Origin of the sequence: Salinivirga sp., assembly GCF_035268865.1 — a bacterium.
Taxonomy (GTDB): Bacteria; Bacteroidota; Bacteroidia; order Bacteroidales; family Salinivirgaceae; genus Salinivirga.
Genome location: NZ_DATFKB010000163.1, coordinates 20,078 through 35,113 on the forward strand (window position 1 = coordinate 20,078; position 15,036 = coordinate 35,113).

The following is a 15,036-nucleotide window of genomic DNA, read 5'->3' on the forward strand; positions in this document are numbered from 1 at the left end:
TACAAACAAATCTACCAAAATTTCGCCTCTATATTTCGATTCCACTCAATAACCACGAAGCTTAATCAATTTTTGAAAGCACCATTAAATGCGGAATTATGATAGAAATGACACGATAGTATTTCATTTGAGTGACGCCAGATGCGACATTATTCCCCTATTTAATTATTTGCACATGTGCAAAACTTTATTAAGAGACAATAAATCAATGTAAAAGACATTCTTATTGCCGTATAGCTTGCTTAGTGCTTGCCCGAAAAATCCAATTTATTCGCATTCATAATAACATAAAATGTGCTCATGAGCTAAAAGTTCTGCGTTACGCCCCTTCTGAAAATAGTTATCCCGAAAATCGAGACTTCTTTTTCAGAAAGGCCAAGCCACGAACTTTAAATTTTCGAATCAAGCACACAGAAAAACAGGATATTTTCGTGACGACACTACTTATGTACTATTAAAAGCTCTTGCTCCAAACATCGCTTATATTTATGAAATAGAGATAGTAGTTGTTTAAGGTCATTATTTAGAGCCAATTTTGTGGTATCTCCTTGATATTGTTTGTCATATAACTTCTTATTGCCGTATTTACTTAAGTGCTCTTCTATGTTTGGCGGAATAAAAAAGCAGGCTTTTTCACCAAGTTGTTTATAAAACTCATCTCTAAATATTCTGATTCCTTCAAAATCAAAATCACCATAATGAATATATTTATTGTTAACGTTCCCTAACCACGAAACCAAATCGTTCGATTGCGGGTATCGGCTCACAAAAAGTACACAATCATCTCCAAACAGATGCTTTTGCAAATGCAAATACCTAAAATTCTCCCCATTTTCAACACCAATAATTACCACGTTATCAGGTACTTTAAATTCCTCGAAATCGTGAATATATGTATACAATCCCTCAATGGGCTTTATGGTAATACCTCGACCCTTTAACGTAGCCTGAACGGGAGTAATGCAGTTTACCAAAAATCCTTTAAATGTTCGCCGACCGGCAACTTTTGAGTTGGTTGAGGCTGCAATATTTGCTCCTCGTGTATCCCCGTCTTTTAAGTTACTGGCATAAAAACGCAAGTCGCTTATGCCCCATTGGCTATTCAAATAATTTGTCAACACTGAGGATTTGGAAGCGTACACTTGCCGACGACTACGACCTTTGAGCTTAATTTGAAGTATACCTTCAGCAACCATTTCATCCACAAGTTCGCTTTTCAACTGACCATATGGCAAAGCCGCTCCTTCTAATAGTTGAATCAATTGTTCGGCTAGTTTGACTGATATTTTACGGTTCATCTGTTTGTTTTACACGTTTATTTTAATTCAGCTTGCTGTGGATTAGTAATAATTCTCCGAATCTTTGTCCGCTTTTCCTCATCCTTACTAATTTTAAAAATGTGTCGATAATTTAGTGGTGTGCTTTCTGTGGGCGAACCATTGATAAGTAAAATATTTCTCTCATTGGCAAATTTCATTATTCCCTTTACATTAGTAGGGTGTAGTTTGCCAATTTCATCCATCATACAATGAAGTTTAAACTCTGAAAATCGCCTTGATGCGGACTCTTTGAATACATTTAGCAACATGATGTTAATCATTGCTTTGACCAGCACATCTGTTCCTTCAGAGCCAACGTTAGTTAGTTTTTCTACCCATCCTGTACTATTGCCATTTTCTTCTATACGAAATGAAAGCTCAAAAGAATCGGCTAACTTTACAACGGAGTCTTTTGCAAAATTTATTTCTTTGACCAATTGCTTCAACAATTCCACAGCCTTCTCGTTGCTTTTGTGGTGATTTACTCCGGAAAACAAATTGGTCTCTCCCAGGCTTAGGGCGTTCTCATCGTTAAACTCCTTTATTCGTCTTAAAAGCGTAACTGCCGTATTTTTACTATCGGTAATATCTAACTCTATATTGTTGACTGCCGTGACAAAGTTTTTCTGTCGAAAATCGGTGTTTATTTTATTAATGATTTTTTTTATCTCGCCCGTTTTAGAAATAAGCATGGTTGTTTCTTTCCCCACGGAACCAACAATGTATGCAAATCGTTCGTTGATGCGCTTCTCGAACTGGTCAATTTTTTGTTCTTCAATAAAGTCGGTCAATTCCCTTGCCCACTCCATATATGCATCGGTGCCAATTAATTTATCGGGAAATTTAAAAATGTTATTGTCGGAAAAATGCGACAAAAATTTATCGATATTGGTTTTCAGTTCGTCTTGACGCGCTTTTGTAAGGTAATATTTCTCCATTATCTCATCAATAATCTGAACAGCTGTACCTGCAGTTTTCAGTGCTGGAGCAACCTTTTTTTGTTGGTCGAAAACTTCATACGCCGACGATTTAACAAAGGCTTCATATTTTTCTTCATCGCGAAGAAAAATTTCGCCCCTGGAATCAAGGGTTTCTATCTGTTTTTCTATTTGCTCTATATCTGCTGAAATTTTGCGATAATGCGTATTAAACGTATCCTTGAGATGATTTAGTTTAGCTTCTGATACGGTAATTTCGTTCTTAAACTCTTTTTCCCTGTCGAATAGCTCCCGTTTATCTTTTTTGTACTCGCTAACAATATCGCGGTTCTTATCGATGAAAGACAACTCACTTTCCACACTACCAATTTTCTTTTCTATATCGCTCAATCTGTCGGTATTGGCACCCTTCCGGCTCAATTCTTTATTTCTGTTTATTTTGAGCTGCTCTTTTTCGTATGCCACTTCTTTTTGTTTACGCTCAATTTGCAGCTGCAAAACCTCAATTTTTTGCAGATTTTGTGCACGTTCCTCCCCTATTCTACGCGACTTTTCCCGTTGTTTATTTTCTTTGCTTTTTTGCAGCTTTGCTTTCATCACACGTAGCTTGTCAGCAGTCATTTGTTTTTGAGCAATGGCCTTGTCGAGCTCAGCCTGCACACGTTCGATGGCGTGCGCTTTTTGGATTTCAGCATGCTCTTTAAGTCTGTCATACTCCAAATTAGCGGTTTCTTTTTTTCGGAGCAACTGCTTGCAATGGTAATTTGCAACCCGAACCTGTTCTTTCAGCTCTCTGATTTTTGGCAAATTGCGTTTTTGTATATTTTCAATTTCTTTGGAGAATGAAGTCGTAACAGTTTGCAAATCATTTTGACATTGATCTATAACTTTGTTCAATCGTTCCACCTCAAAGTTATAATCGTCGATGGTTTTAACGTTGCGCTCAACTTCATCGAGATTAACACTAACACCATAAATGGTTTCCGATGCATTCAGCAATTTTGGGGACAACCCGGCAGTAAAAAGCAGTGCTTCATCAATTACTTTCCCAATAGTATGCTCCCATCCGGGCTTATTCTCATTGAGCCAGCCATACAGAGAATCTTTGCTTTTTTGAATTTTATCCTGAATTTCTGCTTTTTCTTTTTCTGCCTGCTTCTGTTTTACACGTAAGGCTTCCGTTTTAATCTCGTTGTTTCGCGTGGCATCTACTTTTTCGTATTTCCACTTATTTTGCAACGACTCAATTTGCTGATTATAGCTCTGTATATTGTTTTGCTCCTCCTTAAATTTAAACTCCGATTCATTGGTAACAGACTTCACTTCGCGAATTTCATCGGCATAAAACTCGGTATGTTTCAATGTAAGTTTCTCTTTCTCCAGTTTATGTACATTATCTGTATCGAGCCCGAGTTGGTTTTCCTGATCGCTTATAGCAATAGCATGTTCGTTTTCCAGCGTTTTATATAGCTTCTCGTACTTTGCATTCAAATCAGCAACAAATTGCGCCTCATCTTTTTGTATTTCAATTTTTTGCGCTTCTTTCTGGTTGATAAACTTAGTGAGTAACGCATCTTTCTCTTTTAACAATGAATCGTACTTGCTGGCAATACTACTGTACTGATCAGTTAATAAAGATCGTTCGGTTTGTAACGATTCCAGTTCTGCCCGCTTATCGTCTTTTGTAGCAACTCGCTTCAGGAGCTCTTCAATATTTAGTTTTTCGTAATGCTTCTTTTGTTTTGCAGCGTCTTTCAGTTTTCCGTTCAATTGACTGATGCTATCGTTAATTTTCCCGACACGTTTATCGTAAAGCTCCTTTTCGTAATTTCGTTTCTGTATTTCTGCATCGTGTTTTGCTTTCAACTGTTCGCGCTTCTCGGTTAATTGTGGTTTTTCTTTACCAATGAGCTCTAACCTAAACTGAAGCTGACCGGCAAGTTCCATTTGCTCACTATTCAAATGCCTGATGGCAGAAAGCATTTGAATTGCATCGCGCGCTTGCTTTTGTACCAAGGGGAATCGAAACTGTTTAATATCATTCAACTCTGATTCAAACCCTTTCAAATGATGATTATATTGGTCTAAGTCGATGGCAATTTCCTCTTCCTCCATTGAAGAAATAATGGTTTGTTTTATCTCATTTGCATCGAGTTTGGTGTTTAAAAAAACATTTTGAATGGTTCTGTAAATGTTTTTATATTGTTTGGCCTCAAGCAGTGAGTATTTTCGGAACGCTTTTTTTGCTAAATAGTTCCCATACAAAATATCGCGATATTGATCATAGCTATTGACCAAAGAAGAGACATTGACCCGGTTCTTGTCGAGATTTTCGCGTATGGCATCCCAATTATTATAGGCATTTCCGGCTTCACTGATAAAAAGTTGGTGCTTATAGGCTGTATCGATAAACCGAAAACAAACCCGGTTTTGTGACCTGAAGGCAACTACACAATAGGCTCCTGTTTCTCTTACCACTTCATAAACAATGTAGGAGTCGGCATATTTGAGGTAAAAATCGACAAAACTTTTCACAGTCGGGCCATGAGGAATGCCCAGTTTGCGGGAATCTGCGTTATAAAAAAATAAGATTGCTCTCAAAACGGTACTTTTCCCTACACCTTGTGTACCAATGAAATGAATATTTCCATCCAGCTGTACTTCTGCATGCGGAATAGTGGCGCTATTGATAAAAACAATTTTATTCAGGTATCTCATTGCGAACTTCTTCTGTAAGATTAATATTCAATATAAGTTTTTCCAAATAACTGAACGATGCCAGTACTTTATACGAATCGGAAATTTCGTTTTCCAACTCCACAAACCCATCGCTGCGTAACCTCTCTACTAACTTCTTTATTCCATCCAACTCATTGTCTGTTTGTGTATATTTTCGTAAAGCTTTTAGTTTACTTTTCAGCGTAGCATTTACCTTGAGTTGGACAGATATTTCCTGTGGTTCGAACCGATAGCCCGAACCGAAGGAAGAATCATAACTTTTAAAAAAATCGACAATATCGATCCATCGGAATGCTGCTTCGAGTTTTCTGTTAATATCAGCCCTTTGCTCTTGGCGGGTAAAATAAAAATACTCGTCTCCCTGCGTAAGCAAAAAGTTAATCTGTGCAAAGTAGGTGGCGAGCTCATCAAAATGCTCTTCAATATAGCTATACAGCCGCTGCAAATGAGGTTTTGAGCTATTTGAACAAATAAATCCTCCTTGGCTTAAATGTTCAAAAATATCTTGTTTTAAGTTGTGTGTTGCCATGGTTACTCAAATAATTGGTACATGTTTAGGATTTATTATTGTGGATAAACAACAGAAAATTCGGTTCCATTATGTTCTATAAACTCATCGGTAAATCGAAACTCACTCTCATACAATGAAATAAGCTGACAGTAATACATCACCATTTCTTCAAAACCCACATCTTTCGGATAAGCGTAATGGATTACAAACTCGAGCAAATGATACCCGGAAGCCGAAAAATTATTCTTCATTTTTTCTAAATCGACAAATACGGCATCTTCACTGATATCGTTCATAAACCCTTCTTCAATTGTGCCCGCCAATGGCACTTTCTGCTTTGCTGCATTTCTGTTTTTCCGATTGAGCTTTTTAATAATTTCATAAATAGCATCGTCTTGCAAAATATCTAAACCCAGCTTTACCGGAAAAACAGGCCTCTTTTCAAAGGAAAGTAGATTTAAACTGCGCAATTGCTGAACAATATCCGACTTATTTTCCAATTCAAACTGGTCCTTCAGATACTTTACCCGCCTTATTTTTTCGCTTACTTTGCTTTGATATTTCACCTGATTGAGGAAATCGATAATTTGTTTTTCGGTTTCAATGAGGTTATGTCGGGATTCCTGCAATTGAATTCTAAGTTCCGTAGTAATCCGGTTCAGTTCCTCATCTTTTGCTGTAGCAAAAAAAGTCCGTTCATCCTCAGTAATTAATTGTCCGGCAAGTTGAATCAGCTGTTTAATATCAACCCTACGCTGATCGTAATTCTCAAGTTTTTTTATTTTAATTTTATAATTCGGTTCTGTTTTAAAGGCATCATCAATATTACGATTAAGGTCGACAATATTGCGCAAACAGATTAAACCTACTTTACGCAAGGAAGTTTTAACAATTTTAAGGTATTTATATTTACGGTACTCACTATCTTCCGATAGGTAATAATCAATATTTTCTTTAAGCCTTGTAAGGTGTTCTTCAATTAATGATATGTTTATCTCTTCGTTTACATCCAGAATTTGTTCAAAAAAACCGAGTAACTGATCATCAATTTCTAAAAAGCGACCATTTTTTACAATCACCCCTTTTTCTATAAGCGCATGCACCCTGTTTTCGCCCATCAATTCCATAGCCTGATCGTAACGATAGTCGAACGACTTACGCTTCCCAAACATCTCGCTGAGGAGCTCTTTACCAAGCACTAAGGCATTAAGCAGTTCTTTTATAGAATGAAAGGCGTACACTTTAAATATTAAAACTGATTACGAATAAGGAATAAAAGTCTTCAAAACTTGTCCAAAATAATAAAGAAAAGCTAAGCTGTGAAAAAAAATGAGATTAATTATAAGTTTGTGGCATAAATATTATGAAAACGGAAGAAACAAAGTTTTCCACTTCATCGAAATATTTATCCTTTTAAAAACACGGATCACGTGTCCTAATTATACCATAACGGATATAAGTTACTCAAAAATTTCATCTGGATTGAATGGTATATCATCGTCCGGATCTTTATCGTGCGGGCCAACGCCCGGCGGATTAAATAAGCCCCAGCGATCAATTATATAGTTCCATTTGTCGAAACCTTCCACCCAATCGATGAACAATAATCGGTACTCTTCTATCAATTTGCGCACAATATCAAAATATCCAACATACTCAAATCCAAAATCTTCCAGCGAATGATTTTGTATCATTAAATCCATTGCAGCCTTACGGATTAAAGCTGCATTTTGCATTCTGATATCATATAAATCGCCTCCTTCAGCACCTGCAACCTTGACCGTAAGCATAGCTGCATCTGATAACATTTGCATTTTAATATGTTGCAAAATCTCATTATCTTCAGGTATTAAATCGGTAATCTCTTTTACCGTATCATAAATCTCACGTCCTTTTTTATAAATCGGGAGGTTTTCAGGTTTATTTTCTTCAAATTCATCCATATTGTTAACTGTTATGAACTCAATCATTTTACCCGCTCCCAAATATAGCAAAGCTCATTCAAAATAATTAGTAAACACTGGCATTTCTTATAGTTCAAGAGCACTACTTATTCGTGAACCAAATAATAGATATAATAAGGTTCAGCTTAGGTGATTTTTTATAAAACCTCCTAACATTGGATTTTAAACCATGGCTTAAGTCAAATCCTTTTCCATTTAATATAAAATTATTTTTTAATATTTTATTATCTTAGATTCAATATTCAAGCATATTAATAACAATTGGAGTTTAACTGAAAAATTATCTGTCATGAACAACGAAAAAAACAAGGACTTGAATCAGAAAATTGATAATGAACTTAAGAAAAAAGAATTGCAAAAGAAGTATGGAGCAGACTTTAGGGGTGAAGGCAACATTTCGCCAGAATTGGAAAATCAATGGTTAAATTATATTGATGAGTTCGAAAAGCAATTCAACAGCACTACAGAACAAATCAGCGTTTGGGAGTACATTGGCCAACCTGCCTATCAAAAAATAAACGAGTTAAATCCTAACGAAATTTCTAAAGAACTTGAACGAGTACTCGCTGTAATGCGCGAAAATAATATTTACCTGGACACTTTTTGTGAGGTGGATGATAATGAGCTCTATCGTTTTATAACCGAAGAGCTTTTTGTTTACGAAATTGATAATATGAATATCCCAGGCATGTCAACTAATTTCATATACGAAGAATTCCATCCAAATGCTAAATTTGATATTGAAATGGCCTTCGACAACTTTTTCACGTCTACTATGCAAAAACATACAAGTATTGATGGTAAGGGGTATGACTTGACATATGTTGACACAAAAAACCACAAAAATGCGATAAATGAGCCAGTCGATGAAAAAACTGTGATCGAAAAAATCAATAACTTTCTAAATACCTTCGATTACTTCGAAATCATCTCCAATGAAATATTAGAAATCACTATTAATCAGAATAAAACAGATGCGCAAATTGATTTTCGCATACATATTAATGGCCGATTTCATAAAAGCAAAGAGACAATTACTTATAAAGGAAATGGTTTTTTCAAGCTAAAGCCAAGCGAATATGGAGGTTGGGATATTTATCACATCAATATGCCGGGATTAAAATTCTGAAAATCAATTACTGCACAATACAGAAAGTATTTCAATTAGCTTTAATGACTGACTATCATACAACTGACACCATAACAAATCACCGAAAATTGTAAAATAGTTGTAAAAAAAATGGAGACAAATCTGCATTCAATTTGGGTTTTTAACTTTTGATTCCCCTTAAAAATGCATTCAATACGGCATGGTTTTATTCTACTTTGTTATGGTTTATTTCAGCCATATTATCTACTATCTCACTGTTGCTTCCCGGATATCATTCAAATTTATCCTTGATGGTCTCATTGTATAAAATATTTGCTGTTTCTATATTTCTCGGATCGCCTGTGTTTAGCAAATCAGCATAGACTATGCTTGCCAGAACCGTTTTTTCCTGGTCATCTGTTCGCCAAAATTTTCTGTAAAGGAAAAGCTTTCCTGCATCATCAGGAACAATTTTTAAATTTTTCATGAGTACCGGAACTTCTTCTTGTGTATAAATGCAAAACTCACCGGGTTGTATGTAGTTTGTCAGCATATTGGCAGCAGGCTCGCCGCCCCACTGTGTTTGAGGTGAATTTAAGTTAAGTTGATGCCAATTTTTTGTTTCAGTTGCAAAACGATACCTGCCCAAGAAAACTTTTTCGCGTAAAACATCATTATAATTAGCAATCCAGTTATCCAATAACTGCTTTTGGTTCTGTAATTGGCGTTGTTTATTATTAATACGCAGCAAATACTTTTTTTGCTCTAAAGCGGTAAATGTCTTGTTAATTGTATCGAGTGCTACACCAGCCTCTTTAGCAATGTCTCTGTATGTTTGATTCACTAAGTGAGGGTTGATCAATAAATTAAACACAACCTTTAATCCGGCAGGTGTAAAGAGCTTTGTCTTTTCTTTCTGCTTTATTTTATTTCCCGGCTGCTCAATAAACAAAAATACACCTTTATTTTTCAGGTAAATATTGCCCTGCGTGTCCAGGTAGTTTATATTGAAATCCCTCAAAACAGCTTTCATTTTCGGGTATATCTTTTCAGCTATGAGCAGAGTGTTATCTGTAACTAATTCTTGCAATTTAGCAAGTTGATGCTCACGAATTTCTTTTCGGATAATACAAAAGTAGGTCTTTTCGATGCCATCAATGTCGAGCAGCACCTTACAGTTAAAAGGTGTTTTTTCTGCTTTATGATGCAAGAACTCATACCTGAATCCCACACCTGTGGGTTCTTTCAGTTGATTTAAAGCAATATCGACAATTCTTTGTCCTTCCATTTGTTCGAAAATTTATTTTGTTCGCGAATCGCGTACATACAAATATAGCGAACAAAAATGAAATTATCTACTTTTGCGATGAAAAAAATGGCTTCAACAATTCACCAACAGGGTAAAAAGGGAAGAGGTGGAATTATTGTGTGATGTTGAAGAAACTGCTTTACCATTGAAAGGTAAAAAGAAAAATATGAATGGACATTTATATTTATTGCCTTTTCACATAGTACCTATTACTACAAATTCCTTATCTTTATTAACAAGTGCGTTATTCGATTTCTTCATCTTCTTTAAAAATATCCTCAACAATTTCTGTAGGGTTTATAATAGGGAGATAAATATCGTTCATAAAGTTTCCGATTGTACGGTTTAGGATAATACCACGAATAGTTGAAAAAGCAATACCTAAAAGCTGAGCTAAGATATTTTTATCTTTAATTTCAATTTCTAGTTCTTTCACAAATTCATATACAATATCAACATTGATTTTCAATATTTCAATGTCTCTATAGATATACATAACATTAATATTAACCTTAACAGCTTTGTCTTCTTCATTAAATCCAAAGGCAGGCTTGAAACTAAACTCAACCTCTTCCGGATTAAATTCAGAAATATCTTCATCTGAGAGGTTTTGTACAGAAAATGAATTTGTTTTCAACTCAACAATTCGATAGGGAAATTCATATTTTAGCTGTTTATCTTCCATATCAACCTATTTTATAAGTTGGAATATTTTGTCCTTCAAAATGGAAATTACCTGAGTTTTCTTTTCGTTTATTATTTAGCTTATATTCTTTATTGTGGTGTATTATATCCAATTTTTGCTCAGGCTTTATAACCTGAGCAACGTCAACAAATTTTAGCTGAGGGAATTTGCCCATTGCAAGTGATAACTCTACAAGCTTTGATAGTTTGTAATCAAAATCACCATTTAAAACTTGAGAAACATACCCTTTAGTTACACCTAAGTGTTTAGCCAGTTGTGTGCGGTTCATATCATTTTCTTCCATGTATTGATTTAATTCACGAAAAAGTTGATTTTGTATTTTAGTAATATTGTAACCTTTACTTTTTATTAGTTTTTCCTTTTTCATCGTAGTAGGTTTTGAGATAGGCGTTTTTGATACTTCTAAATTTTCGAATGTCCTTTTTTTGTTGATTTTTGTAACCACCAAAAATTATAAGCTTTCCATCTGGGTGTTTAATGGCGTAAACTCTAAGATGCTTAGTCTTAAACTCATACTCTTTTACTTTACTTTTTCCTTTGGTAATATCTTTGAACTTAGTATTTGGAAGCAATTTGTTATTTGCAACATCTTCCATATTTGCATAAATAGAAGCTAACTCTTCTTCATATTGCCCATTATTTTCAATTTCTTCTTCATATTCATCAAATTGGCACTTATTATCAATGCCCAATTTGTAAAATTGCTGTTTTCCTTCTATTGCATCTATTTTATGTAACGAATATCTTGTCATAATGTTTAGTTGCAACTAAACTTTTGTAAAAGAATAAAACTTTTTTCAAAAAAGCAAATACAAATACAATATTTAGTCATTTCAATTTCTCAATAAACGGTGAAAACGCCTTCTCAAATTTTGGGAGGTTTTCAATAAAAAATTTATCCATTTCAGGCCATGATTCTTCATTGAAAACGTTTACTGTTTTATCTTCTATTTTTATTCGACTCATTTTATTATCTGGCAGTTCTTCCCATTCTAATACGCTGCCAAAAGCTTCCTCTATTTCGGTTTTATGATTGAATAGGTTTTTGAAATATTTTTTATTTTTTTCTTTACTGGAACTGCCAATCGTTAACTCAATTCGTGCAAAATTTCGTGATACGACCATCGTATAGGCTATCCCAGCTTTACCAGCTCCCGTACTTAACCAATGATCTTTTGATGCACTTACATTTTCGAAAAGATGCGTGTTTTCTATCTTTTGTAAAATATGCTGCCAATACTTTTTTCGCACTATGTGTCGATTAGCTGTTTTAGAATTGACTTCATCGCTGCGATATTTTATTATTAGTTCTTCTTCTAATTCAAATAAGGTGAGCAGCTTTTTTAAAACTTTAAACTTGCTATTACTGTCTATATTTGCTTCAATAAACCAATTATTGACGACTTCCTGTGGTGAGCGAAAATCGTTTTTGTTTCTCGTAATCTTCAAAATATCCTGATTACTAATTAGCAATTGTGCATTTCTTTTATAGAGCTCACCTATAACATAAAAATACATTTGTGCGATCGCATCGGTTTCAATCTTATTGTCTTCGAAGATAAAGTATTCAAGCTTTTTGAAGGTGGGGGCTTCGGCATCGTAAATATTTATTTCATCCTCTTGACTAATCTCTTCAATTTGAACATCAGGATAAAACCATACTTTTATAAATCGGTCATATAATAAATTAAACCGCTGTTGCATAGCCTCTATATCCCAATGGTCAATTTTACTTAGATATTTATTCAACCATAGTCTACTATAATTATAACCTTGCTCTTTTCCATCAATATTCATCATTTTTTTAGACTGGAAACTTTTATTACTCAAAGCTCCATTATTTCCCGATAAAGTGAGGTTTGCAATGGTATGTAAATATTTTTCTTTAAAATCGAAATAATCTGTTTGTGACAATTTCTCACTCCATTCCTCCGTTGGGTTCTGAGGAAAAATATGTTCGATGGTTATCAATTCATTATGCGTATTTACATATTCTCTATTTTCATGATTTTCCAACAACTCGAAGAAATAATTTCTGTTTTTTGCTTTTGCGGTGTATATGTCTTTGTCTTTTAATGCCGACTTTACCTCTTCATTGGTTGGGAATTTTGCACTACCTTTCTTTTTCAATAATGCCACTGCAATTGAGTTATAGTAATCATCAAATTCAACTTCGCCATACAATGTCATGAATATTTTATTTAAGGCATTTGTAGGGAGACCAACAATGAATCTACGCCATGTGTAACTTTGAATGAGCTTTAATATTTGAATAAGTACCGACTTATCTATTAATCCATTTTCTTTATCCTCAAAAACCTGTAAAAGAAATGGATAAGCCACATTTATTTCTATTCGGCTAATGTATTCCAGTTCTTTTCTGATTTCTTTATCTTTTTCAATTGTTGGATTTATAAATTTCTTATAGTGAAATGATAATGATTTGATATTTTCTAATTCCTGATAAAAGCTTTCTGCTCTTTTGTCCGGGTACTGTCTTTTGAATTCGAGATAGACTTTATTCTTATTCGGTATTTTTTTAGTTCTTAAAGTGAGGTAGTCTCTGATATAATCTGAAACCATTGATTTTTGCCTTTTTAGATCTTTAGCATTTTCTTCAATGGGATTCCAAATGGTTTCGAATATTTTGTTTTGCTCCTTGGGTGGCAAATCCATTAAAATGAAGTTCCTAATCAGGTCAGATTCCGATAAGTCAAGTCCAGTAGAGTTTAGGCTTTCGAAAATGCGTTGTGGATCGTCTTTATCCCTTTCTAATGAGATTTCAACAAATATTAAGCGATCAAGACCGTTAAGTATAGTTTGAAACAGCTCCTCGTTAATAATACCTTTAAAATAGTTATAGTTTTCAATTACATTGGAATAGGGCAGGTTACCATTTTCATTGCCATTCATAATGGCCTTAAAAGCAATGGAGCTTGTATCAGTTTGCTTTAGCTTCAGCTTACTTGTTTCATTCTGAACGTACTGATTCGTTAAAAACATATTGTAGATGCGTTCAGCTTCTTTTTGCATATCATTCTCTTTGGCAAACCGGTAAAGTGCCACATACAAAATATTTATTGTAGTAAGCCTTTGTTGACCATCTATAATAAGTAATTCTTTTACTTTACCTATATTGAAAAAACCTTCGGTTATAAAAACGACACTACCAATAAAGTGCACGCCCCTGTCGTGTCTTTCGACATCAATAATATCATTCAGTAGCTGTTTACATTCACTATGAGTCCAATCATAGTTTCTCTGATACACAGGAATGACAAATTGTACATTCGGGGCTTGTAAAAAGTTGGATATTTGTAGTTCGCTTGCTTTCATATTATTAATTTATGCTTTGTTCCACAATCTCAATCTCATCCTCCGTTAAACCATATAATTCATAAACCATTTGGTCGATTTTTATTCACATCTCCCTTCCACTTCTCCAAAGAAACCGCAAACCGTTTTGCCAAAGCATCATCTAATTCGTTCAATGCTGAAATTACCTCATCGAATGAAATAACTGCATCATCGTTTGTTAGGTTTAAGGGTTGAATGTAAAGAATTTCAGGAGTAATATCGATATTATTAATTTCAATTGTTTTATCGTTTCTGGATATTCAACCCATGTCCTGTATTTTGTCCAACAGGGCGTTGTATTTTACTTTTTGGTGGGTGGCTTTGTATATTTTTTGTAATCCTTTCAATATGCCGGAAACTCCAATTTGTGCGGTGCGTTCCAGGTACCAGTCTTGTTTATCTCTGCGTGAGCGTTGGTCGGTTTTCAATTCGATGAGATAAACACGCTTTGCATCGTTGGCATAAGCGAGGTAGTCTATTTTAAAGGATTGATTAATATGTGGGTTCTTCTCTGATATTTCACCCACTCGAACCGGAAATTCAGGAATGATGTAGTCAATTTCAGTATCTTTTTTCTGTTTTATGATTTTGCCCAGGTACAAAGCAAAGAATATATCGGCTCTTCGTTCTAATTGGTAGGCCGGAAGATGCCGCCAGTCGTCCAGTAAATCAAATAGTTTATTAATCGTTTGTGCTTCTTCCACTTTCCCGATGTTTGAGTCTATCAAATATAGCAAAGTTTACGAGAAATCGAATCAAAACCTTAGAGGGATTCACACCTTCCGCTCCATGACAAATACGCCACACACGTCTTCGCTATCGAAGGTTGAACCTACCAGTTTGTTTTCTGATATCAGGTATACATCGAAAGTATTCGGCAGATAGTTGATTGCTTTCTGGTTTTGCTTGGCTTTTACTTCTATACTTTCAAGCCGCACTTTATCGTCTGATATAACTCCTTTTACTTTTTCAGTTATATCAATTTTATATTCGTTTTCAACTTCTTCAGTAAACGAAAAGACCCCCGAAACAACATTCCCGGTTTGCATCAATTCCACTTCTCCAATGGATTTTCCAAACTCAAAATCTTCCTCATATGTCCA

At 34.8% G+C, this 15,036-nt stretch carries 13 protein-coding genes; 1 reads left to right on the forward strand and 12 read right to left on the reverse strand.

What is annotated here, in order from left to right:
• Positions 1-440: 440 nt before the first annotated feature.
• The 5 genes from VJ937_RS09620 to VJ937_RS09640 all read right to left on the reverse strand — a co-directional run bounded on the left by VJ937_RS09620 (position 441) and on the right by VJ937_RS09640 (position 7,450).
• Positions 441-1,298: a Wadjet anti-phage system protein JetD domain-containing protein gene (locus tag VJ937_RS09620; RefSeq protein WP_324066686.1), complete on the reverse strand. Its 858-nt coding sequence runs from the start codon at positions 1,296-1,298 to the stop codon at positions 441-443.
• A 17-nt stretch (positions 1,299-1,315) separates the two neighbouring features.
• Positions 1,316-4,975, reverse strand: coding sequence for an ATP-binding protein (locus tag VJ937_RS09625; RefSeq protein WP_324066687.1), 3,660 nt, complete (start codon positions 4,973-4,975; stop codon positions 1,316-1,318).
• Positions 4,959-5,525, reverse strand: a complete 567-nt coding sequence (locus VJ937_RS09630; RefSeq protein ID WP_414706404.1) for a condensin complex protein MksE — start codon at positions 5,523-5,525, stop codon at positions 4,959-4,961. The genes VJ937_RS09625 and VJ937_RS09630 overlap by 17 nt, the downstream gene beginning before the upstream one ends.
• A gap of 35 nt (positions 5,526-5,560) precedes the next feature.
• Positions 5,561-6,748 carry a hypothetical protein gene (locus tag VJ937_RS09635; RefSeq protein WP_324066689.1) on the reverse strand — a complete coding sequence of 396 codons (1,188 nt, stop codon included), beginning with the start codon at positions 6,746-6,748 and terminating at the stop codon, positions 5,561-5,563.
• A gap of 219 nt (positions 6,749-6,967) precedes the next feature.
• Positions 6,968-7,450 carry a hypothetical protein gene (locus tag VJ937_RS09640; protein ID WP_324066690.1) on the reverse strand — a complete coding sequence of 161 codons (483 nt, stop codon included), beginning with the start codon at positions 7,448-7,450 and terminating at the stop codon, positions 6,968-6,970.
• Between the two features lie 310 nt (positions 7,451-7,760).
• Here VJ937_RS09640 and VJ937_RS09645 point away from each other — a divergent pair, with 310 nt between their 5' ends.
• Complete coding sequence (locus VJ937_RS09645; protein ID WP_324066691.1) at positions 7,761-8,600, forward strand: hypothetical protein; 840 nt, start codon at positions 7,761-7,763, stop codon at positions 8,598-8,600.
• A gap of 253 nt (positions 8,601-8,853) precedes the next feature.
• Here VJ937_RS09645 and VJ937_RS09650 read toward each other — a convergent pair whose 3' ends face one another.
• From VJ937_RS09650 to VJ937_RS09680, 7 genes are all read right to left on the reverse strand, one after another.
• On the reverse strand, positions 8,854-9,849 hold the full coding sequence (locus VJ937_RS09650) for a type IV toxin-antitoxin system AbiEi family antitoxin (RefSeq protein ID WP_324066692.1): 996 nt from the start codon (positions 9,847-9,849) through the stop codon (positions 8,854-8,856).
• Positions 9,850-10,114: 265 nt separating this feature from the next.
• On the reverse strand, positions 10,115-10,555 hold the full coding sequence (locus VJ937_RS09655; RefSeq protein WP_324066693.1) for a hypothetical protein: 441 nt from the start codon (positions 10,553-10,555) through the stop codon (positions 10,115-10,117).
• 1 nt (position 10,556) lies between these two features.
• The gene (locus VJ937_RS09660; protein WP_324066694.1) at positions 10,557-10,943 is read right to left on the reverse strand and encodes a helix-turn-helix domain-containing protein; all 387 of its coding nucleotides are present in this window, start codon (positions 10,941-10,943) and stop codon (positions 10,557-10,559) included.
• Complete coding sequence (locus VJ937_RS09665) at positions 10,915-11,328, reverse strand: hypothetical protein (protein ID WP_324066695.1); 414 nt, start codon at positions 11,326-11,328, stop codon at positions 10,915-10,917. Before VJ937_RS09665 ends, VJ937_RS09660 begins: the two co-directional genes overlap by 29 nt.
• 76 nt (positions 11,329-11,404) lie before the next feature.
• On the reverse strand, positions 11,405-13,912 hold the full coding sequence (locus VJ937_RS09670) for a DUF4268 domain-containing protein (RefSeq protein ID WP_324066696.1): 2,508 nt from the start codon (positions 13,910-13,912) through the stop codon (positions 11,405-11,407).
• A 281-nt stretch (positions 13,913-14,193) separates the two neighbouring features.
• Positions 14,194-14,661 carry a hypothetical protein gene (locus tag VJ937_RS09675; RefSeq protein ID WP_324066697.1) on the reverse strand — a complete coding sequence of 156 codons (468 nt, stop codon included), beginning with the start codon at positions 14,659-14,661 and terminating at the stop codon, positions 14,194-14,196.
• Positions 14,662-14,706: 45 nt separating this feature from the next.
• A partial coding sequence (locus tag VJ937_RS09680; protein WP_324066698.1) for a hypothetical protein occupies positions 14,707-15,036 on the reverse strand: 330 nt, incomplete at its 5' end.